At 62.7% G+C, this 20,087-nt stretch carries 20 protein-coding genes; 10 read left to right on the top strand and 10 right to left on the bottom strand.

The features are described 5' to 3' along the window. Position 1 precedes the first annotated feature (1 nt). The 4 genes from B5M07_RS13460 (at position 2) to B5M07_RS13445 (ending at position 4,762) form a co-directional block, all read left to right on the top strand. Positions 2 to 1,306, top strand: a complete 1,305-nt coding sequence (locus B5M07_RS13460) for a thymidine phosphorylase (RefSeq protein WP_120351688.1) — start codon at positions 2 to 4, stop codon at positions 1,304 to 1,306. After that, positions 1,306 to 2,496, top strand: a complete 1,191-nt coding sequence (locus tag B5M07_RS13455; RefSeq protein WP_120351687.1) for a phosphopentomutase — start codon at positions 1,306 to 1,308, stop codon at positions 2,494 to 2,496. The genes B5M07_RS13460 and B5M07_RS13455 overlap by 1 nt, the downstream gene beginning before the upstream one ends. Before the next feature lie 70 nt (positions 2,497 to 2,566). Continuing rightward, a complete protein-coding gene (upp, locus tag B5M07_RS13450) occupies positions 2,567 to 3,208 on the top strand; it encodes a uracil phosphoribosyltransferase (RefSeq protein WP_067626049.1) in 642 nt (213 codons plus the stop codon). A gap of 87 nt (positions 3,209 to 3,295) precedes the next feature. Further along, positions 3,296 to 4,762 (top strand): SPOR domain-containing protein, encoded by a 1,467-nt coding sequence (locus B5M07_RS13445; RefSeq protein ID WP_120351686.1) that lies wholly within the window; start codon positions 3,296 to 3,298, stop codon positions 4,760 to 4,762. Between the two features lie 76 nt (positions 4,763 to 4,838). Here B5M07_RS13445 and B5M07_RS13440 read toward each other — a convergent pair whose 3' ends face one another. Continuing rightward, the gene (locus B5M07_RS13440; RefSeq protein ID WP_120351685.1) at positions 4,839 to 5,852 is read right to left on the bottom strand and encodes a hypothetical protein; all 1,014 of its coding nucleotides are present in this window, start codon (positions 5,850 to 5,852) and stop codon (positions 4,839 to 4,841) included. 84 nt (positions 5,853 to 5,936) lie between these two features. Further along, positions 5,937 to 7,562 (bottom strand): AMP-binding protein, encoded by a 1,626-nt coding sequence (locus B5M07_RS13435; RefSeq protein ID WP_120351684.1) that lies wholly within the window; start codon positions 7,560 to 7,562, stop codon positions 5,937 to 5,939. 94 nt (positions 7,563 to 7,656) lie between these two features. Between B5M07_RS13435 and B5M07_RS13430 the strand changes: the two genes are divergently transcribed. Next, on the top strand, positions 7,657 to 8,589 hold the full coding sequence (locus tag B5M07_RS13430) for a DMT family transporter (protein ID WP_120351683.1): 933 nt from the start codon (positions 7,657 to 7,659) through the stop codon (positions 8,587 to 8,589). Then, positions 8,586 to 9,227 carry a sulfotransferase family 2 domain-containing protein gene (locus B5M07_RS13425; protein WP_120351682.1) on the top strand — a complete coding sequence of 214 codons (642 nt, stop codon included), beginning with the start codon at positions 8,586 to 8,588 and terminating at the stop codon, positions 9,225 to 9,227. The genes B5M07_RS13430 and B5M07_RS13425 overlap by 4 nt, the downstream gene beginning before the upstream one ends. A gap of 201 nt (positions 9,228 to 9,428) precedes the next feature. Here the strand turns inward: B5M07_RS13425 and B5M07_RS13420 are convergent, their stop codons facing one another. The 7 genes from B5M07_RS13420 to B5M07_RS13390 all read right to left on the bottom strand — a co-directional run bounded on the left by B5M07_RS13420 (position 9,429) and on the right by B5M07_RS13390 (position 17,349). After that, positions 9,429 to 11,633, bottom strand: coding sequence for a 3-hydroxyacyl-CoA dehydrogenase NAD-binding domain-containing protein (locus B5M07_RS13420; RefSeq protein WP_120351681.1), 2,205 nt, complete (start codon positions 11,631 to 11,633; stop codon positions 9,429 to 9,431). A gap of 21 nt (positions 11,634 to 11,654) precedes the next feature. Beyond that, positions 11,655 to 12,869, bottom strand: coding sequence for an acetyl-CoA C-acetyltransferase (locus tag B5M07_RS13415; protein ID WP_120351680.1), 1,215 nt, complete (start codon positions 12,867 to 12,869; stop codon positions 11,655 to 11,657). Between the two features lie 18 nt (positions 12,870 to 12,887). Beyond that, complete coding sequence (locus tag B5M07_RS13410) at positions 12,888 to 13,526, bottom strand: glutathione S-transferase family protein (RefSeq protein ID WP_067940122.1); 639 nt, start codon at positions 13,524 to 13,526, stop codon at positions 12,888 to 12,890. Positions 13,527 to 13,664: 138 nt separating this feature from the next. Continuing rightward, complete coding sequence (locus B5M07_RS13405) at positions 13,665 to 14,816, bottom strand: acyl-CoA dehydrogenase family protein (RefSeq protein ID WP_120351679.1); 1,152 nt, start codon at positions 14,814 to 14,816, stop codon at positions 13,665 to 13,667. Between the two features lie 17 nt (positions 14,817 to 14,833). Next, complete coding sequence (locus B5M07_RS13400; protein WP_067630099.1) at positions 14,834 to 15,046, bottom strand: hypothetical protein; 213 nt, start codon at positions 15,044 to 15,046, stop codon at positions 14,834 to 14,836. A 50-nt stretch (positions 15,047 to 15,096) separates the two neighbouring features. Continuing rightward, complete coding sequence (locus B5M07_RS13395) at positions 15,097 to 16,878, bottom strand: acyl-CoA dehydrogenase C-terminal domain-containing protein (RefSeq protein ID WP_120351678.1); 1,782 nt, start codon at positions 16,876 to 16,878, stop codon at positions 15,097 to 15,099. Between the two features lie 69 nt (positions 16,879 to 16,947). Continuing rightward, entirely contained in the window at positions 16,948 to 17,349 is a 402-nt protein-coding gene (locus B5M07_RS13390) for a MerR family transcriptional regulator (protein WP_067630105.1), read from the bottom strand. A 183-nt stretch (positions 17,350 to 17,532) separates the two neighbouring features. Between B5M07_RS13390 and B5M07_RS13385 the strand changes: the two genes are divergently transcribed. Continuing rightward, positions 17,533 to 18,294 (top strand): helix-turn-helix transcriptional regulator, encoded by a 762-nt coding sequence (locus tag B5M07_RS13385; protein ID WP_120351677.1) that lies wholly within the window; start codon positions 17,533 to 17,535, stop codon positions 18,292 to 18,294. A 100-nt stretch (positions 18,295 to 18,394) separates the two neighbouring features. Further along, on the top strand, positions 18,395 to 18,619 hold the full coding sequence (locus tag B5M07_RS13380) for a hypothetical protein (RefSeq protein WP_120351676.1): 225 nt from the start codon (positions 18,395 to 18,397) through the stop codon (positions 18,617 to 18,619). Between the two features lie 9 nt (positions 18,620 to 18,628). Here B5M07_RS13380 and B5M07_RS13375 read toward each other — a convergent pair whose 3' ends face one another. Further along, positions 18,629 to 19,009, bottom strand: coding sequence for a MerR family transcriptional regulator (locus B5M07_RS13375; RefSeq protein ID WP_067630178.1), 381 nt, complete (start codon positions 19,007 to 19,009; stop codon positions 18,629 to 18,631). A 118-nt stretch (positions 19,010 to 19,127) separates the two neighbouring features. On the opposite strand from B5M07_RS13375, the gene B5M07_RS13370 reads away from it, so the two are divergent. Next, complete coding sequence (locus tag B5M07_RS13370; RefSeq protein ID WP_067938691.1) at positions 19,128 to 19,550, top strand: PaaI family thioesterase; 423 nt, start codon at positions 19,128 to 19,130, stop codon at positions 19,548 to 19,550. Continuing rightward, a complete protein-coding gene (locus B5M07_RS13365; protein ID WP_067938682.1) occupies positions 19,547 to 20,059 on the top strand; it encodes a PaaI family thioesterase in 513 nt (170 codons plus the stop codon). The genes B5M07_RS13370 and B5M07_RS13365 overlap by 4 nt, the downstream gene beginning before the upstream one ends. Positions 20,060 to 20,087: the final 28 nt, after the last annotated feature.

The raw sequence follows: 20,087 nt of genomic DNA, 5'->3' as shown, positions 1-20,087 counted from the left end.
CATGAGCGCGCGGGACATTCTGGCGCGGCTGCGCCATGGAGAGGCATTGGACGCAGAGGCGCTGACGTGGATGGCCCGAGCGCTGGCCGACGGCCGTGTCAGCGACGCGCAGGCCGGGGCCTTTGCCATGGGCATCTGCCTCAATGGATTGGACCAGCAGGGCCGGGTGGCCTTGACCCTTGCGATGCGCGATTCGGGGCAGGTGTTGGACTGGGATTTGGACGGTCCGGTGCTCGACAAACATTCCACAGGCGGCGTGGGCGATTGCGTGTCGCTGATCCTTGCCCCGGCGCTGGCGGCTTGCGGCGCTTACGTGCCGATGATCTCGGGCCGGGGTTTGGGGCACACGGGCGGCACGCTGGATAAGCTGGAGGCGATCCCCGGCGTTAGCACGCAATTGGAAGAGGCACAGTTTCGCGCGGTCGTGCGGGAGGTGGGCTGCGCCATCGTCAGCGCCAGCGGCGACATCGCCCCGGCGGATCGGCGGCTTTATGCGGTGCGGGATGTGACTTCGACCGTGGATTCGCTCGATCTGATCACCGCCTCGATCCTGTCGAAAAAGCTCGCCGCTGGGCTGGATGGGCTGGTGCTGGATGTAAAGGTCGGCTCGGGCGCTTTCATGAAAGAACTGTCGCAGGCGCGCGCCTTGGCCGAAGCGCTGAGCGGCACCGCCACGGCGGCGGGTTGCCCCACAACGGCGGTGATCAGCGACATGAACCAGCCGCTGGTGCCGAGCCTTGGCAACGCGCTGGAAGTGGCCGAGGTGATGCGGGTGTTAACCGGAGCGGCCACCGGGCCAATCCTTGATGTAACGGCTGAACTGGGGGGCGGTCTGCTCGCCAATGGCGGACTGGCCGCGAGTGCCGAGGCCGGGGCCGATGCCCTGCGCGCGGCGGTCCGCGATGGCCGCGCATTGGAACATTTCACTCGGATGCTGAGCGCCATGGGCGCGCCCGCCGATTTCGCCGAAAACTGGGGGCGCATCCTGCCCAAAGCTCCGGTGATCCGCGCTGTGCCTGCGCCGCGCGGCGGCACCGTCAGCGAGATCGACGGCGCGGCGCTTGGGATGGCGGTGGTCAATCTTGGCGGTGGCCGGGTGATTGAAGCGGACCAGATCGACCCGGCAGTGGGCCTGTCGGAAGTGCTGCGCTTGGGCGATGAGGTCCCTGCGGGCCAGCCCTTGGCACTGATCCATGCGGCGGGGCCAGAGGCGGCGGATGCGGCAGAGGCGGCGGTTTTGGCGGCAATTACGCTGGGCGATACGCCGATCAAAGCGCCGGAATTGATTTTGGAAAGGATCGGCTGATGGGACGTGCATTCTTGGTCGTGATCGATTCCGTGGGCATCGGCGGCGCGCCGGACGCCGGGGATTTCTTTAACGGCGATCTGCCCGATACCGGGGCCAACACGCTGGGCCATATCGCGCAGTCCTGTGCCGCGGGAGAGGCCGAAGAGGGCCGCAGCGGACCGCTTGTCCTGCCGCATCTTGACCGGTTGGGGCTGGGTGCCGCGCTGACGCTCGCCAGCGGGATGGAAGCGCCGGGTTTGGGAGCGACCCCAGAGGGCCGCTGGGGTGCTGCGACGGAGGTTTCGCAGGGCAAGGATACCCCTTCGGGTCATTGGGAATTGGCGGGGTTGCCGGTGCCTTGGGCTTGGCAATACTTCCCGGATGAAACACCGGCCTTTCCGGCCGACCTGACCGAAGAGGTCGCGCGGCTGGCGGGCACCGATGGCATCTTGGGCAATTGTCATGCCTCGGGCACGGCGATCATTGAGCGGCTGGGGGCGGCGCATTGCGAAAGCGGCTGGCCGATCTGCTATACCTCAGCCGACAGTGTTTTCCAGATCGCCGCGCATGAAGAGACCTTTGGCCTCGACCGTTTGCTGAAGCTTTGCGAAGACATCGCACCCCGCCTGCATGAGATGAAGGTGGGCCGTGTCATCGCGCGGCCTTTCACCGGCGAACCGGGCGCATTCCAGCGCACCGCGAACCGCCGCGACTATGCCATCATGCCGCCGAAACCAGTGCTGACCAATTGGGTGCAAAACGCCGGTGGGCGGGTCTACGCGGTGGGCAAGATCGGCGACATCTTTACCATGCAAGGCATTGATGAATTGCGCAAAGGGCCGGATGCCAAGCTGATGGAACACCTGCATGATCTGGTGGAAGAGGCCGAAGACGGCAGCCTGACCTTTGCCAATTTCGTGGAGTTCGACAGCCTTTATGGTCACCGCCGCGATGTGTCGGGCTATGCCCGCGCGTTGGAGTGGTTCGACACCGAGATCGGCAAGGTGATCGCCGCGCTGCGCGAGGGGGACATGCTGGTCGTGACGGCGGATCACGGGAATGATCCGACATGGGCAGGCAGCGATCACACGCGCGAAAGGGTGCCGGTGCTGGTCGCCGGGACCGGGGCAGGGGAGCTGGGTCAGATCGGCTTTGCCGATGTGGCGGCGCTTGTCGCCGGGCATCTGGGGGTAAAGGTGCCCGCCTAGCCGCGCAGCCTTTGCTTGCGAGCGGGGCGCTTGTGCGGCTAGAAGCGAGGCAAATAAAGGAGCCTGCCGCATGACCGATACCCCCAATCATCTGACGATCGTTGACCATCCGCTGGTGCAGCACAAACTGACCATCATGCGCGACAAAACCACCTCGACCGCCGCCTTCCGGCAATTGCTGCGCGAGATCAGCCAGCTTTTGGCCTATGAGGTGACGCGCGGCCTGCCGATGACGACCAAACGGGTCGAGACCCCGATGCAGGAGATGGACGCGCCGACGCTCGACGGCAAGAAGCTTGCGCTGATCTCGATCCTGCGGGCGGGTAACGGGCTGATGGACGGGGTTCTGGAGCTGATCCCCTCGGCACGGGTCGGTTTTGTCGGTCTCTACCGTGACGAAGAGACACTGCAGCCGGTGCAGTATTACTTCAAGGTGCCCGAGGCGATGGAAGATCGTCTGGTCATTGCCGTGGATCCGATGCTGGCCACCGGCAACTCCTCGGTCGCGGCGATCAACCTGCTGAAAGAGGCCGGGGCCACCAACATCATCTTCCTTTGCCTGCTCGCCTCGCCCGAAGGTGTGGCCACGATGAAGGCCGCGCATCCGGACGTGCGCATCGTCACGGCCTCGCTGGATGAGGCGCTGAACGAGAAGGGCTATATCATTCCGGGTCTGGGCGACGCGGGCGACCGGATGTTCGGCACAAAGTGATCCGGTAAGTTTCGCTATTCAGCGCGTGGTGCTTTACTCAGGCCGCGCGCTGAGGCATCGTTCTACTAGATAGTGTGGGGGCATTAGATGACACTTACCAAAAGTATTGCCATGGCAGTGATCGTGGCCGCTTTGGGCGTCGGCGGATCGCAGACCCAAGCGCAAGACAGCCGCAGCCAGCCAGCGGAGTTTCCGCCGTCTTCCTACAAGGGCAAGCAATATGTCGACAGCGCGGGATGTGTGTTCATCCGTGCGGGCATCGACGGCGATGTGTCATGGGTCCCCCGCATGAGCCGCGCGCGCCAGCAGATCTGTGGTTTCCAGCCCACGAACGGCGTGCAAGTGGCGGCTGCACAGGCGACAACAGCAGCGAAGACCAAGGTCGAAGCCGCCCCCGCCAAAACGCCGCCGACCCGCGTCGCCGAAGTGCAAGCGCCCAAGGTGAAACCGCAAGCCCCCGTGGCCCGGCCCGCACCGCAAAAGGTGGTGCGCCGTGTGGCTCCGGCCCCGGTTCGCGCATCCGCCCCCAAAGTCGTGCGCGAAACCGCACCGCGCCCCGTGCCCGTGGTGCCGAGCAAACCCGTCGCTCTGGCTGCTCCGGCACCGGCTGGGTTCGTCACCGCTTGCCCCGGCGCTTCGCCTCTGTCGCAGCGCTATATGCGGCGCGGGGATGGCTATAGCGTGCGTTGTGGCCCGCAGGCCGAACCTATCGTGACAGGCCGTCTTGCGCCCACCACCCCACAGCGCGGCACGGCCCCTCAGCCTTACCGTAGCGCAGGGATGATGCCCGGCGTGGCCGCAGCGCCCGCACGTGTCGTCGCCCCCGCCGTGGTTGCGGCGCCGGTGGTCAGCGCGCCGCCTGCCCGGGCCGTGGGCACCCAAACACGGATCGTGCCGAAACATGTGGCGATCAACCGATTGAACACGACAAACGTCAAAGTTCCCCACGGCTATCGTAAGGTCTGGGAGGACGACCGTCTGAACCCGCACCGCGCCGAGCAGACCTTGGAAGGCCGCGCCGATATGCTGCTGGTCTGGACCCAGACCGTGCCGCGCCGTTTGGTGAACAAGGCCACCGGCGAAGATGTGACCGCCAAAGTGCCGCTGATCTACCCCTATCTTGATATCGAAACTCAGCGCCGCAAACTGGGGGTGGTCAAGATTGTTGAACGGGACGGCCAAGTGGTGAAACGTGTTCTGCGCTACCGCAATGCCGCGCCGATCCACCGCGATGCCCGCCCCGTCAAGAGAGCGCCGGTGAAGACCGCGCCGGTTAAGGCTGCACCGGTCTATTCCAGCCGGTCGGCCCCGGCGGCGCAGGTCAGCACCAAGGCAGGCTATGTGCAGGTTGGTGTCTTTGGTAGCCCAGCCAATGCGCAGCGCGCGGCGCGTCAGATCGCATCCATGGGCATGCCTGCCCGCATCGGCAAACAGACACGCGGCGGCAAGACCTATCACAGCGTTCAGGCGGGCCCCATCGCAGGTGGCTCGGCCCAAGCGGCGCTTGGTCAGCTGCGCCGGGCGGGATACCGGGACGCCTATCTGCGCCGCTAAGCGCATTGCAAGGACAAGCAAAAAGGCCAGCCGTGGTGTCCCCCCGGCTGGCCTTTTTCTTTGGCGGATCGTTCAGTCAGCCGCCGCAGATGCTTTGCAGTCGCAGCCAATCGGCATCCAACATCAGCGGCGCGGTCAGCCTGCCGTTCATCGGGTCGCCTTCGATTAGGGGCAGGGTGCTTTCGCCGGTGATGTCGCGGGCAAATGCATAGGGTTTGCTGCGCAACTCGGCCTTGGCAAAACGTGCCAACTGGGCGTCGACTTTCGGTGTCGCGGCGGGGCGCATCAGCAGTTGCTCGGCATAGGCGTCCAGCGCTTCCGAAGAGATATCGCCGGTGGTCAGCAGGCGGAAGTTTTCGCGCAGGCCCACGGCCTCTAGCAGCGCGCGCAGCGGGTCATGTTCGCTGCGTGCCACATCTTCGGTGAGCACATAGCCCGCAGCAACATCGGGTTCTTCGTAATCCTCCAGCACCGCGCGGTCGAGTACGATAAGACGCCCCGGCAGATGCAGGCTGGCGCGGGTCATATCGGGCAGGATCGCCACGCGCCCCACCTCCAAGCGTTTGGTGAGCCGCGACAGCGCGGCACTGCCGCCGGGGCTTTCGCAGGCGGGGCCGGACACCCGTTCAAGCCGCTTCAGCAGCGCCGTGCCCAATGAGACGCGCTTGACCTCTGGGACCACTTTGATCGCGTGATCGCGCAGCGCGCCGGGCATCCAAAAGACCGCCAGCGCCGCCACCACGGCGACAGAGGCGACCATGCCCACCCACCGCAAGCGGCCCGGCTTCGGGCGGCTGCGGTTAATGGCGCGGCGCAGCTTTTCGATGGCCTCAATCATCTCGGTTTCATTGTCGGGCAGTTCCAGCGTCTCTCCCGGATCGCCGTCCGGATGATAGAGCGCGGGGGTCTGGCCGGGATTGGTCCTGTCGACGGCAGCCAGCGACCAATGGGTCAGCGCCTGATCTTTGAGATCGCTGATCACCAGTGTCGCATCACCGATAGAGACGATCACCTCGCGCCGCTGCGCATCGGGCGTGGCGCGCCAAAGGCCCGTCGCTTCGAGCCGGGCGTATTTTGTCAAGGCGGTCATGGGGTTCTGCTGCGGGCCTGTCAGTTTTCGCCACTCTACCACGCGCTGCGGGATCAGCAATGGCAGGTGACATAATGCCCCGCCTTAGAGGTCCGCCGCCTGCTTGCGCAGTTCAAACTTCTGGATCTTCCCGGTGGAGGTCTTGGGCAACTCCCCGAAAATCACCCGCTTGGGCGTTTTGAACCCGGCAAGACGTTCGCGGGCAAAGGCGATCAGCGCCTCTTGGCTGGCCTCCGACCCCGGCTTCAACTCGACAAAGGCGCAGGGCACCTCGCCCCATTTTTCATGCGGTTGGGCCACCACGGCAGCCAGATTGACCGCGCCGTGGCCCATCAGCACGCCTTCGACTTCAACGCTTGAGATATTCTCTCCGCCGGAGATGATGATGTCCTTGGCGCGGTCGGCGATCTGGATATAGCCGTCGGGATGCTGCACCGCGATGTCGCCGGAATGGAAGTAACCGCCCGCAAAGGCTTCGGCGGTGGCCTCGGGGTTCTTGAAGTAGCCTTTCATTACCGCATTGCCGCGGATCATGATTTCGCCCTGTGCGGTGCCGTCGCGCGGGGTCTGGGCCATCTCGGCGTCCATCACCGTGATCTCTTCCATCATCGGCATGGCGATGCCTTGGCGGGCTTTGATCCCGGCGCGCTCAGCCTCGGGCAGCCCGTCCCAATCGCCTTGCCACAGACATTCGGTGACATGGCCAAAGGTCTCGGTCAGCCCGTAGACCTGCGTGACGTTAAAACCCAGTTTCTCGATCTTCGACAAGGTCGCGGGGGCAGGGGGCGCGCCTGCGGTGAAGACTTCGACGGGGTGATCGAAGGCGCGTCGGTTTTCCTCACCCGCGTTGACCAGCATGTTCAGCACGATGGGCGCACCGCCGAAATGGGTGACCCCGTGATCCGCGATGGCGTCATAGATCGCGCCCGCTGTGATGTCGCGGCAGCAGACCAGCGTGCCGCCCAGCAGTGGCATCATCCAAGTGTGGTTCCAGCCGTTGCAGTGAAACAGCGGCACGATCTGCATGAAAACCGGGCGCAGCACCATCTGCCAAGAGACGACCGTGCCCATGGTCATCAGATAGGCCCCGCGGTGGTGATAGACCACGCCCTTGGGCCGCCCGGTGGTGCCGGAGGTATAGTTCAGCGCGAGGCTCTCCCATTCGTCGTCGGGCATGATCCAGCTAAAGTTCGGATTGGCCTCAGCCAGCAGGTCTTCGTATTGCGGATGCCGCCCGCTGGGAGGGAGGCCGACGGCGGGGTCGGGCACTTCGATGATCGCAGGGCATGTGCCGTCCATCCGCGCGCAAGCGTCTTCGGCCAGCGGCAGGAATTCGGTATCGACGAGCAGCACCTTGGCCCCACCGTGGTCGAGGATATAGGCCACCGTTTTAGGGTCGAGGCGGATGTTGATGGTGTTGAGCACGGCCCCGCAGGCCGGCACGCCAAAATGCGCCTCGGCCTGCGCGGGCAGGTTGGGGATCAGGGTCGCGACCACGTCGCCCGGAGCCACGCCGATCTCGGCCAACAAGGCGGCAAGGCGGGTGCAGCGGTCATGGTACTGGGCATAGGTGACGCGGTGGTCACCGTAGATCACCGCGGTTTGCCCGGCGAAGACCTCTGCCGCCCGGCGCAGATGCGACAGTGGCGTTAGCGCCACAAAATTCGCTGCGCATTTTTCAAGCCCGCGCTCATCCGTCATCCACCCCATGTGACCCCTCCCAAGGCATTGGTTGCGATTTGGGGTTGAGTATTGCTGCCGCGACGTGACTTTGAAAAGAGGGCAGGAGCGAAAAGGAGGGCAGATGCAAGACGCAGCGGTGAAATCAGGCTTGGCGGCGCTTTGCGCCGTAAGCGGTATGGCGGCTTTGGGGCTTACGGATAACTTCGTCCCCTTCATAACCGAGCGCGGCTCGCTCTGGCAGTTTCATTTTGTGCGCGGTGTTATGGCGGTGGCCATTCTGATGGTGCTGGCGGCCCTTGGTTTCGGCATCCTGCGGCCAAAGCGGTTCTGGGCCGTGGCGGGCCGCAGCCTGTTTCAGGCCGGAGCCATGTTGATCTATTTCGGCTGTCTGGCCTTTTTGCCCATCGGCGTGGTGGTGGCCGGGCTTTTCACCTCGCCGCTCTTCGTGCTGATGATCTCGGCCCTGTTCCAAGGCAAGCGTGTTGGGCCATGGCGGTGGGGGGCCGTGGCGGTGGGCTTTGCCGGAGCGTTGATGGTGATCCGCCCCGACCCGAGCGATCTTGACCCCGTGGCCTTTCTGCCGCTCTTGGCCGGGGCGCTCTATGCGATCGGCGCCGTGGCGACGCGGGCATGGTGCGAAGGGGAGAGCACGATGGTCATGACCGCAGGCTTTTTCGGCATGTTGGCGGTCATGGGCGGCATCGGTGTCATGGTTTTGCCGGGTGCGGAGGTGGCAGGGCCCGAAGGTTTCGTCAGCCGCACATGGGGGCCGCTGGATGGCGCGATGTGGTTCTGGATTGCGGTGCAAGCGGTAGGCTCGCTCATCGGCATCGGGTTTCTGGTGCGCGGCTACCAATTGGGCGAGGCCGGACATGTCGCCATTTTCGAATACTCCCTGCTGATTTTCGCCAGCTTTTGGGCCTATGTCCTATGGGACCAGCAGGTGCCGCCCATGGGCTTTGCGGGCATGGCGTTGATTGCACTGGCGGGGGCGGTCATCGCGCTGCGCAGTGATGAGCCGTCTACCCTACGCGCGCCGGAGGCGGTGGAGTGATCATCAGCCGGGGCCGTCGCTATGTCTTTGTGCATATCCCCAAAACGGGGGGCACCTCGCTCGCGCTGGCTTTGGAAGGGCGGGCGATGAAGGACGACCTGATGCTGGGTGACACGCCGAAGGCGCTGAAACGGCGGCGGCGGTTGCAAGGCGTGCAGGCGGCGGGGCGGCTCTGGAAACACTCAACGCTGGCGGATGTCGACGGGCTGCTGCGGCCTGAGGAGTTGGATGGGCTGTTTTGCTTCACGCTGGTGCGCAACCCTTGGGACCGGGTGGCGAGCTATTACCGCTGGCTGCGCGGGCAGGGGTTTGATCATCCGGCGGTGGGACTGGCGAAGCAGTCGGATTTCGCGGGGTTTTTGCGGCATCCGCAGACGCAGGCCAGCCTGCGCGCCTGGCCCGCGCGGCGCTATATGGCGGATGCGGCGGGGCGGGAGCGTTGTGATCTCTATATTCGGTTGGAGCATTTCCCAGCGGATGCGCAGCCGTTGTTCGAGCATCTGGGTTTTGAATTGGAATTGCCGCGAGTGAATGCCTCTGAGGGAGCTGCGGCCTATACGCCTGAGTTGCGCGATATTGTGGCGGAGGTTTGCGCCGAGGATATCGCGCGATTTGGCTACGCTGACGACGGCCCCTAGGCCCGGAATCAAGCCGCAGGCGCCGGGCCATCGCCTGCCCGCCCCCCGGTTAGGCGATTTGGCGAGGCTGGGCGGTACTTTGCGGGCACACATCACTGCTGCGCCATAAAGTGGCACGAGGCCACCTTGGATCGCCGACCCGCGGGCAGGCGATGGCCCTCATACCTCTACGAAAAAGGGGCGCCGAAGCGCCCCGATCTCTTATGCTGCCTTGCTGGCGCCCGGGTTGAACCGCCCGTAGAACGACTGGTTCTTCTGGGCCATCTCGCGCAGCAACTCGGGGCATGCAAACCGCTCACCGAACTTCTCGGTCAACTGATCACAACGCTCCGCCGCATAGGGCGCGCCGATCATGTCAAGCCAGCTCAGCGGCCCACCGGACCAAGGCGCAAAGCCCCAGCCAAGGATCGCACCGACGTCACCCTCACGGATGTCCATCAACACGCCTTCTTCCAGCGCGCGCACGGCTTCCAGCGTCTGCGAGAACAGCAGACGGTGCTGCACTTCGATCAGATCGGGCTGTTCCTCGGCCACGGGGTATTTGTCGCCCATGCCCTGCCACAGACCGATCCGCTTGCCCTTGGCGTCATAGCTGTAGAAACCGGCATTCGCCTTGCGGCCCAGACGGCCCTCTTTCTCCATCCAGAACACCAGCGGGTCGATATCGTCGTTGGGATAGTCTGCCCCCATCGCCGCCTTGGTGGCACGGGCAATCTTGGCGCCCAGATCGATCGAGGTCTCATCCATCAACTGCAATGGCCCAAGCGGCATGCCGACGAGCTTGGCCGCATTCTCGATCAGCGCAGGCTCAACACCCTCCTGCACCATGCGCACACCTTCGTTGATGTAGGGAATGATGCAGCGGTTGGCGTAGAAAAAGCGCGCGTCGTTGACCACGATTGGGGTCTTGCGGATCTGGCGCACATAGTCGAGCGCCTTGGCCACGGCCCGGTCGCCGGTCTCAGCGCCCTTGATGATTTCCACCAGCAACATCTTCTCGACCGGAGAGAAGAAGTGGATGCCGATGAACTGCTCCTGACGGCTCGACGCCTTCGCCAGATCGGTGATCGGCAGGGTCGAAGTGTTGGAGGCAAAGATGCAATCCTCGGGGATCACGGCTTCGACCTTCTGGGTCATCTCGGCCTTGACCTTGGGGTCTTCAAACACCGCTTCGATGATCAGGTCGCAGCCCTTGAGCGCATCCAGATCGGTGGTCGCGGTGATCAAGTCGAGCGCTTTGGCCTTCTTCTCTTCGGTCGATTTCTTCCGGGCGATGCCCTTGTCGAAATAGCTCGCGGAATAGGCCTTGCCCTTGTCGGCGGCTTCTTGGGTTTGGTCGATCAGCACGACCTCGATGCCCGCCTGAACCGACACCAGCGTAATGCCCGCGCCCATCATGCCCGCACCCAGCACGCCCAGTTTCTTCACGCGCTGGTCCGGCACGCCTTCGGGGCGCACGGCACCTTTCTCAAGCGCTTCTTTGTTAAGGAAGAGCGAGCGGATCATATTGCCCGAGGAGGGGTTCATCAGCACATTGGTGAACCAACGCGCTTCGATTTTCAGAGCCGTGTCGAAAGGCACCAGCGCGCCTTCGTAGACCGCCGACAAAAGCGCCTTGGCCGCCGGATAGACACCCTGCGTCTTGCCGTTCACCATCGCACTGGCGCCAACAAAGGTCATGAAACCCGCCGGATGATAAGGCGCGCCGCCGGGCATTTTATAACCCTTGGCATCCCACGGCTTCACCATATCGGCGTCCTTGGCATTCAGCACCCAGTCGCGTGCCGCGGCCATCGGGTCTTCGCTGACCTCATCAATAATGCCGGCCTTCTGGGCAGCAGCAGGGGCGACCATTTTGCCTTCCAAGAGGAAGGGCGAGGCCGCCATCGCGCCGAGCTTGCGCACCATCCGCGTGGTGCCACCGGCCCCGGGGAAGATGCCCACAAGGATTTCGGGCAGGCCAATCCGCGCCTTCGGGTTATCCGCCGCAAAGGTGCGATGCGTGGCCAGCGGCAGTTCCAGCCCGATGCCCGCGGCGGTGCCGGGGATCACGCAGGCCACGGGCTTGCCGCCCTTGTTGGTCTTGGGGTCCATGCCCGCGCGCTCGATCTTGCGCAGCAGAGCGTGCATCTGCATCGTGCCCTCGAAAAGCCCCTTGGCCGGATCGTCGCCCGCGTCTTCCTTCATCTTGGCCAGCAGGTTCAGGTCCATCCCCCCGGCGAAAGACCCTTCCTTGCCCGAGGTGATGACGATGCCCTTCACGGCGTCATCGGCCAGCGCGTCGTCGATATGTTTTTCCAGATCGCGCAACCCGTCAAAGGACATCACGTTCATGCTTTTGTCCGGCACGTCCCATGTGATCGTGGCGATGCCGTCGGCGTCTTTATTCAATGTAAAATCGGTCATTCTCTTGCTCCCTTACGCGGCTTACACGCGCTCGATGATGGTGGCGGCACCCATGCCGGAGGCGATGCAGAGCGTGGCGAGCCCCACTTCCTTGTCAGCGCGCTCCATCTCATCGAGCAGAATGCCGATGATCATGGCACCGGTGGCGCCCAGAGGGTGGCCCATGGCGATGCCGCCGCCATTCACGTTCACTTTGCTGTCGTCCACATCAAAGGCCTGCATGAAGCGCAGGACCACGGCGGCAAAAGCCTCGTTGACCTCAAACAGATCGATGTCGCCGATGGTCATGCCGTTGTCCTTCAGGATCTTCTCGGTCACCGGCACCGGGCCGGTCAGCATGATGGTCGGATCGGTGCCGATCTTGGCGGTGGCGCGGATGCGGGCGCGGGGCTTAAGCCCGTGCTGCTCGCCGAACTCTTTGTTGCCGATCAAAACAGCCGCAGCACCGTCGACGATGCCCGACGAGTTGCCCGCGTGGTGGATGTGGTCGATCCGCTCCAGATGCGGGTATTTCATCAGCGCGACCTTGTCGAAGCCGGGCATGACCTCACCCATCTGCTGGAACGCCGGGTTCAAGCCGCCAAGCGACTGCATGTCGGTTTGCGGGCGCATGTATTCGTCACGGTCAAGGATCGCGAGGCCGTTCTGATCACGTACGGTGATGACGGATTTGTCAAAGCGGCCCTCTTCCCAAGCCCGCGCCGCGCGCTGCTGGGACTGCATGGCCAACTGGTCGGCCTCGTCACGGGTGAAACCGAATTCGGTGGCAATGATATCGGCCGAAATACCCTGCGGCACGAAGTATTTCTCCATCGCCAGCGTCGGGTCCACGGCAATCGCGGCACCGTCAGCGCCCATCGCGACACGGCCCATCATCTCGACACCGCCAGCGATATAACCATTGCCCGCGCCGCCTTTGACTTGGTTGGCAGCAAGGTTCACGGCCTCCATGCCGGAGGCACAGAAACGGTTGATGGCCAAACCGGGGATACGCTCGTCCAAATCGGACGCCAGCACCGCTGAGCGTGCCAGACAGCCGCCCTGTTCCATCACTTGCGTGACGTTGCCCCAGATCACGTCCTCAACGGCATGACCTTCAAGGTTGTTGCGCTCTTTCAGCGCGTTCAATGTCTGTGCCGACAACCGCAGCGAGGTGACTTCATGCAGCGCGCCGTCCTTGCGGCCCTTGCCGCGTGGGGTGCGGATCGCGTCGTAGATGTAAACGTCTTGGGTCATGTTCATGTCCTCCGAGGGTCAGGCGCGGTCAGCAGGGCTGCCGGGCATCAGGTCGTATGGGGCCTTCCAGCCCGGTGTTTCGCTCAAACGCGTGAGCCACGCGTCGATATGGGGCCAGTCGCTGCGGTCAAAGCCAAAAGGCTCGGGGTAATAAAGATACCCGCAGCAGCTGAGGTCTGCGTTGGTCAATTCGTCGCCCACGATCCAGTCGCGGCCGTCGAGATGGTCGTTCAGCACGCCGTAGGCTGCCTTGAGCCGCCCTTGGCTAAAGGCAATAACCTCGGCGGGGCGTTTGTCTTCGGGCAGGAAATTCATCAAGAAACGGGTCATCCCAGCAACACCACTCAGCTTGTGGTTATCCCATAGCACCCAACGCATTATTTCACGCCGTTCCGTCGCGTCGCCGCCGCCGAATTTGCCCGCCTTTTCCGCGACGTAATCCTGAATCACGCCCGATTGCGTGAGCCGGAGATCGCCGTCGATCATCACCGGGGCCTCGCCCATGTTGTTGATCTGCGCGCGATAGTCGGGCTGCCGCGTCTGGCCGCCGAAAAAGTCGACCTTCACCGGCTTCCAGTCCAAGCCTGAGAGTTCCAAGGCAAGCGCGGCCTTATAGGCGTTGCCGGATTCGCCAAAGCAGTAAAGCTGGATGGTCACGTATCATTCCTCCTCAATCTGTCATCGTTCGCGGCACGGTCGGACGGTATTTGGTAAAAGGATGAAGAGGGGGTCTTGCGCCCTTATTTTCATCCTTTCTTAAATACCTCTGCGCGGCGGCCGGGGCTGGGCGCGCGGTCAGAGATTGCGCGCGATCAGTTCCTTCATGATCTCGTTGGTGCCGCCGTAGATGCGCTGCACCCGCGCGTCGGCCCACATTTCGCCGACCGCATATTCCTGCATGAAGCCGTAGCCACCGTGCAGTTGCAAGCAGGCATCAAGCACTTCGCCTTGGGTGTCGGTCAGCCAGTATTTTTGCATCGCGGCCTTATCGACGGTTAGCTCCCCGCGCAGATGTTCGCTGATGCATTCGTCGAGGAAGGCGCGGGCCACCATGGTTTTGGTTTTCACTTCGGCCAGTTGGAAGCGGGTGTTCTGGAACTGGGTCAGCGGGCCGCCGAAGGCTTCGCGTTCTTTGCAGTATTGAATCGTGCGCGCCACGGCGCCTTCCATCGCGCCGACCGCACCGCAGCCGATGATCAGGCGTTCTTGCGGGAGTTGTTGCATCATTTGGTAGAAGCCTTGGCCTTCGTCTTGGCCAAGGATGTTTTCTGGTGGGATTTCGACGTTGTCGAAGAACAGTTCTGAGGTGTCCGCCGCATGCAGGCCGATCTTGTCGAGGTTGCGGCCGCGTTGAAAACCCTGTGCGCCGTCGGTTTCGACGACAACGAGCGAGACGCCTTTGGAACCTTCCTTGGGGTCGGTTTTGGCCGCGACGATGATCAGATTGGCGTGCTGGCCGTTGGTGATGAAGGTCTTTTGGCCAGAGAGCTTATAGGCGTTGCCGTCGCGGATCGCCTTGGTTTTGATCCGCTGCACGTCCGATCCGGTGGAAGGTTCGGTCATCGCCAGCGCGCCGACCAACTCGCCCGAGACCATCTTGGGCAGCCAGCGTTTTTTCTGGTCTTCGGTGCCATAGGCGAGGATGTAATGCGCGACGATGCCCGAGTGGATGCCATGGCCCCAAGAGGCGAGGTTGGCGCGCGAGCCTTCGATCAGAATCGCGGCTTCGTGGCCGAAATCACCGCCGGCCCCGCCATATTCTTCGGGCACCGAGGGGCAGAGCAGGCCGAGCTCACCCGCCTGTGCCCAAGTCTCGCGGTCCATTTGGCCTTGTTTGCGCCATTTCTCGAACTTGGGCGCCCATTCGGCGTCGATGAATTGCGCCGTCATATCGGCGATCATCTGGTGTTCGTCGGTCATCCAGCTGGATGTCTTGCCTTGCGTCATCCGCCCCTCCCCAGGGTTCAGCGTTTGCGGCTTTCCAGTTCGGCGTTGAACAGGCGCAGCCGCGCGGTCAGGTTTTCTTCGTTCATGACCGAGTTGAAATTCTCGAACAGGAACGACAGTGCTTCCCCTTCATCAAGACCTGCATCCGTGCTGAACTTCTTCAGCCTGCGGTAGCCCTCTTCGGTCATGGCGACGGGGAAGCGGCGGGTCAGGCGGAAGCGTTTTGGCATGGTCTCTCCGGGTGTTGGGCAGGGTGGGGGACAGGCCCCCACCACCCGTTTTAGAAGTTTGCGGCCTCCAGCGCCATGACAGTATCCGCGCCCGATTGGATGCGGGTCAGGTGCAGCGCCGTGGCGGGCAGTTGCCGTGCCATATAGTAGCGCCCGGTGGCCAACTTCGTCTCATAGAACGTGGCGTCGCCGCTGCCGTTCTTCAACGCCTCTTTTGCCGCGAGACCCATTTTGGCCCACATCAGGCCAAGGCAGACATGGCCGAACATATGCATGAAGTCGTTGGAGCCTGCGAGCGCGTGGTTGGGGTTCTTCATGCCGTTCTGCATGAAGTACATGCCCGCCGATTGAAGGTCTTTGCTGGCCGCCTTTAGCGGGTCGAGGAAGGCTGCGTCGAACTCGGCATCTTGGCCCGCGTTGTCCTTGATGAAGCCTTTGATCAGATCGAAGAACGCCATCACATGTTTGCCGCCGTCTTGGGCCAGTTTGCGGCCCACGAGGTCGAGCGCCTGGACGCCGTTGGCACCTTCGTAGATTTGGGCGATGCGGGCGTCGCGGGTGAACTGGGACATGCCCCATTCTTCGATATAGCCGTGGCCGCCGTAGACCTGCTGGGCCTTCACGGTCATATCGTAGCCTTGATCGGTCAAGAAACCTTTGATCACCGGGGTCAGCAGCGACACGAGGCCGTCGGCGTCTTTATCCTCGGCGCGGTGGGCGGCGTCGATCATTGTCGCACCCCAAAGGATGAAGGCGCGGGCGGCTTCGACAAAGCTTTTTTGGTCCATCAGCGAGCGGCGGATGTCGGGGTGGACGATCAGCGGATCGGCGGGCTTTTCAGGCGCCACGGCACCGGTCACGGCGCGGCCCTGCAGGCGGTCGTTGGCGTAGATCACAGCGTTCTGATAGGCGACTTCGGCCTGTGCCAGACCCTGCATGCCGACGCCGACGCGGGCTTCGTTCATCATGGTGAACATGGCGCGCATGCCCTTGTGCTCGGTCCCCAGCAGATAGCCGGTGGCACCGTCGTAGTTCATCACGCAGGTGGAGTTGCCGTGGATGCCCATCTTCTCTTCGATGGAGCCGACGGAGACGCCGTTGCGCTCACCCAAGGAGCCGTCTTCGTTCACCATGAACTTGGGCACGATGAAGAGCGACACGCCTTTGATGCCTTCGGGGCCGCCTTCGATCTTGGCCAGCACCAGATGGATGATGTTGTCGGCCATGTCGTGTTCACCCGACGAGATGAAGATTTTCTGGCCGGAGATCTTGTAGCTGCCATCGTCCTGCGGCGCGGCTTTGGTGCGCATTAGGCCCAGATCGGTGCCGCAATGCGGCTCGGTCAGGTTCATCGTGCCGGTCCACTCGCAGGACACCATCTTGGGCAGATAGGTATCTTTCTGCGCGTCGGTGCCATGGGCGAGGATCGCCGAGGCCGCGCCGTGGGTCAGGCCCTGATACATGGTGAAGGCTTGGTTCGCGGCAGAGAACATCTCGCCCACAGCGGTGCCGAGGACATAGGGCATGTTTTGCCCGCCATAAGCTTCGGGCATGTCGAGGCCCGTCCAGCCGCCTTCTTTCACCTTTTCAAAGGCTTCCTTGAAGCCTTTGGGCGTATAGACCACGCCATTCTCCAAGCGGCAGCCTTCTTGGTCACCCACGGCGTTCAGCGGGGCGAGGACTTCGGAGGTCAGCTTGCCTGCTTCTTCAAGAATGGCGGAGGTGAAATCAGGCTCCAGCTCATCATAGCCGGGGGTCTTGCTTTCGGTCACTTTCAGCACGTCGTGCAGAACGAATTGCAGGTCTTTGGTGGGGGCTGTGTAACTGGGCATCTTTGCTCTCCGGGTCGTCTTTTTATGGATGTGGGTGCAGGCATTGCCGCCGGGGTTGTTCGGCTGCGTTTATTCAGCGGCGCGGCGGGGTTGGTTCATGGAGGAAATCATCTTTTCCCCCCATTTTAACTGGTCTTTAAGGTCTTCGATTGCTTCATTCAGCTCTTCGCGGCGCGATTCGAGGTCGGCCAGACGGGCGCGGGCGATTTCATAGGCTGCGGCGATTTGCGTCTGCTGCTGGTCACCCATGTGATAGAGGTCGAGCAACTGACGGATCTCTTCGAGGCTGAAACCAAAGCGTTTGCCGCGCAGGATCAGCTTGAGCCGGGCACGGTCGCTTTTGGTAAAAAGGCGTTTTTGGCCCTCGCGCAACGGAAAGAGCAGCTCTTTCGCTTCGTAGAACCGCAGGGTCCGCGGGGTCACTTCAAAAGCGTCGCACATCTGGCGAATGGTCAGCGTGTCGGCGGTCATCTCTTCACTCTCCAATCGTCGTTTCGAGACTTCAGTTGGGGGCTGACCTTGCTGATACAACGGGAGTTGACGTTGACGTAAGCGATACGTTGCGTCACTTTATACGCGGGGGGATTTCCTGTAGGTTGGGACAGGTGGGGCGCCCCCGCCCCCGATGGGCTTGAGCATCAAAGTGGGTAGGAGATGGCAAACCTCGATCAAAACGGGCCGAAAACGCTGGACGAACTGGTTCACTGCGCGCAGAACGCCACCTCCGCTGCGGGTATTTTGGCCTGCGGTCTAGGCTATTATCAAGGGCTTGGGATCGATCTGGTCAGCTATCACGGGGACAGCCCCGGCGCACCTGCGATCCTCTATAAGTTCAACGGCAATGGCGCGGAGGGGCCGCAGTGGCATTCGCAATTTCTGGATGTAGAGAAGCTGCGCGAAAGCCCTGTCGAAGCGCTGGCCCGACAACAGGTGATGCCGCTCTATTGGTCGGATGTGGCGGGCGCGGCGCGGCTGACCCCTGCGGAAAGCGTCTATATGAAAGGGTTGATGCGGCGCTACCCGAATGACGGCATCTCCCTCAAAGTGCATGGCCCGGGCGGGGATTCCGCCGTTGTGGGGCTGGGGTTTGCCGCCAAACAGGCGCGTCTGTCGCCGGGGGCGTTGTACAAACTTCTCAGCGCGGCCCAAATCGCGCATCTGCGCTATTGCGCCTTGGCCGAAAGCCAATCGGCACGCGATTTCGGCCTTTCTCCGCGTGAAGTTGAGGTGCTGGAGTGGATCGCCACCGGCAAGAGCAACAGCGTCATTGCCGAAATACTGGGGATTTCGCCTCATACGGTCGATACGATCGTGCGGCGGATCTTTTCCAAGCTTGACGTGAATGACCGCACCACCGCCGCCATCCGGGGTCTGGGCGCGGGGCTGCTGCGCCGTCCAAAAGAAGGGCCGCCCTAGGCGGTATGCTGACCCCGCGTCATTGTCGCGTGACTGCGTGACATGACCCTGCGTCGGACCGGCTGTAGGTGCGGGTCCTTCACCCAAAGAGGTTCGAAGCATGTCACAAAAACAAGAACAGACTGGTAATGGGGCTGGCAACGGTTCCGACGCGCAGACCCGCGTACGCGTGGTCGCGGATTTGAAAGCCGCATCTGAAACCATCGAGAACAGCGCATTCGATTTGGCGGGCGATGCGAGCCCAGATGTGGTTTCAGACCTCATCCGCATCACCGCGGATTTGCAGATGCTGATCGCGCAGTTGTCGCAGTCCGGCGGCCGCTGAGGCTGCGGGTCAGCCCTCGTTCGAAGCGATTGCCGCGGCGGTGTCGTCGCGCAGCTTTTGCAGTTCCGCCATGGCTTCGTCCAACTGGCGGCGCTGCTCGGCCAGTTCTTCTAGCTGACCATCTGCCATGGTGACCCACGTACGCATCTGCGCCTCGGTCCCCTCTTTTTCATAGATCAACAGCCACTGCCGGATGTCTTCCAGCGCAAAGCCGAACTTGCGGCCGCGCAGGATCAGCTTCATCCGCGCCCGTTCACGCGGGCCATAGAAGCGCGAGCGCCCCTCGCGGTGCGGTTGCAGCAATTCGATATACTCGTAATAGCGCAACGTCCGTGGCGTCACGTCAAATGCCGCGCACATCTCTTTGAATGTCAGGCGTTCATCGTCCAAAGCATCTACTCCCTTCAGGCAAACTATGGTCACGCGCGGGGATGCGCAACAGGTGGTCTTGCCCTTTCGCCATCCCCCCATGATAAAGGTCAAAACCAGACGCAAAGGGGTGGGCTGCATGTCGGATAAGTTGAAAATGGCGCGACAGTTCATTCAGGCGCTGCCCCATTCCATGGCGCTCGGGATGGAGCTGCAGGAGTTGGGCGATGGCTCTGCCGTGATCACCATGCCCTATGATGACAAACTGGTGGGCGACCCCAAAACCGGAGTGATCAGCGGCGGGGCGGTCTCGGCCTTGATGGACACTTGCTGTGGCGCGGCGGTGATGAGCCACCCCAGCAATCCCTCGGCTACCGCCACCATGGATCTGCGGATCGAATACCTGCGCGCCGCCACGCCGGGCCAAACGATCACCACCCGCGCGACCTGCTATCACGTCACCCGCTCGGTCGCCTTTGTGCGCGCCACGGCGACGGATGAGGACGCCGAGAATTTCGTGGCCACCGCCACAGGAACCTTCACCGTGGAGGGCCACAAATGACCAAACATCGCAAGCCAGAGCCGGTTCAGGTGATCAAGCAACGCCGCGACGGGGTGCTGCGCGCCATGGTCGAAGGTGTGCCCTATATCCGCTTTCTGGGCATCGAGTTTGAGCGCCGTGGGGATGAGCTGACAGGCATCATGCCCTTTTCCGAACAGTTGATCGGCAACCCGATCCTGCCTGCGTTGCATGGCGGTGCAACGGCGGCCTTCTTGGAGGTGACCGCGATCATCACCCTAAGCTGGGGACTGATCTGGGAGGACATGGAAAGCGGCGCGCTTGATCTGGACAATCTGGATGCCGATCATTTGCCCCGGCTGCCCAAAACGATCGATTTCACCGTGGATTACCTGCGCTCCGGTCTGCCGCGCGATGCCTATGCACGGGCGCGGATCAACCGGTCGGGGCGGCGCTATGCCTCTGTGCATGTTGAGGCGTGGCAGGACAACCGCAGCCGCATTTTTGCTCAGGCCACGGGCCATTTCCTGATGCCGCAGCGGCGTGGCTGACCTTAAAGCCGAAGCCGAGCCGCTCAGC

This window comes from Sulfitobacter sp. D7, assembly GCF_003611275.1.
GTDB lineage: Bacteria > Pseudomonadota > Alphaproteobacteria > Rhodobacterales > Rhodobacteraceae > Sulfitobacter > Sulfitobacter profundi.
The sequence above is the reverse complement of the archived record's forward strand: the minus strand, read 5'-3'. Positions and strand labels throughout refer to the sequence as shown.

Bases quoted from the DNA above. Each gene is read 5' to 3' on its own strand.
- B5M07_RS13460 (WP_120351688.1), top strand. From the start codon at position 2: ATGAGCGCGCGGGACATTCTGGCGCGGCTGCGCCATGGAGAGGCATTG.
- B5M07_RS13455 (WP_120351687.1), top strand. From the start codon at position 1,306: ATGGGACGTGCATTCTTGGTCGTGATCGATTCCGTGGGCATCGGCGGC.
- upp (WP_067626049.1), top strand. From the start codon at position 2,567: ATGACCGATACCCCCAATCATCTGACGATCGTTGACCATCCGCTGGTG.
- B5M07_RS13445 (WP_120351686.1), top strand. From the start codon at position 3,296: ATGACACTTACCAAAAGTATTGCCATGGCAGTGATCGTGGCCGCTTTG.
- B5M07_RS13440 (WP_120351685.1), bottom strand. From the start codon at position 5,852: ATGACCGCCTTGACAAAATACGCCCGGCTCGAAGCGACGGGCCTTTGG.
- B5M07_RS13435 (WP_120351684.1), bottom strand. From the start codon at position 7,562: ATGGGGTGGATGACGGATGAGCGCGGGCTTGAAAAATGCGCAGCGAAT.
- B5M07_RS13430 (WP_120351683.1), top strand. From the start codon at position 7,657: ATGCAAGACGCAGCGGTGAAATCAGGCTTGGCGGCGCTTTGCGCCGTA.
- B5M07_RS13420 (WP_120351681.1), bottom strand. From the start codon at position 11,633: ATGACCGATTTTACATTGAATAAAGACGCCGACGGCATCGCCACGATC.
- B5M07_RS13415 (WP_120351680.1), bottom strand. From the start codon at position 12,869: ATGACCCAAGACGTTTACATCTACGACGCGATCCGCACCCCACGCGGC.
- B5M07_RS13405 (WP_120351679.1), bottom strand. From the start codon at position 14,816: ATGACGCAAGGCAAGACATCCAGCTGGATGACCGACGAACACCAGATG.
- B5M07_RS13400 (WP_067630099.1), bottom strand. From the start codon at position 15,046: ATGCCAAAACGCTTCCGCCTGACCCGCCGCTTCCCCGTCGCCATGACC.
- B5M07_RS13395 (WP_120351678.1), bottom strand. From the start codon at position 16,878: ATGCCCAGTTACACAGCCCCCACCAAAGACCTGCAATTCGTTCTGCAC.
- B5M07_RS13390 (WP_067630105.1), bottom strand. From the start codon at position 17,349: ATGACCGCCGACACGCTGACCATTCGCCAGATGTGCGACGCTTTTGAA.
- B5M07_RS13385 (WP_120351677.1), top strand. From the start codon at position 17,533: ATGGCAAACCTCGATCAAAACGGGCCGAAAACGCTGGACGAACTGGTT.
- B5M07_RS13380 (WP_120351676.1), top strand. From the start codon at position 18,395: ATGTCACAAAAACAAGAACAGACTGGTAATGGGGCTGGCAACGGTTCC.
- B5M07_RS13370 (WP_067938691.1), top strand. From the start codon at position 19,128: ATGTCGGATAAGTTGAAAATGGCGCGACAGTTCATTCAGGCGCTGCCC.
- B5M07_RS13365 (WP_067938682.1), top strand. From the start codon at position 19,547: ATGACCAAACATCGCAAGCCAGAGCCGGTTCAGGTGATCAAGCAACGC.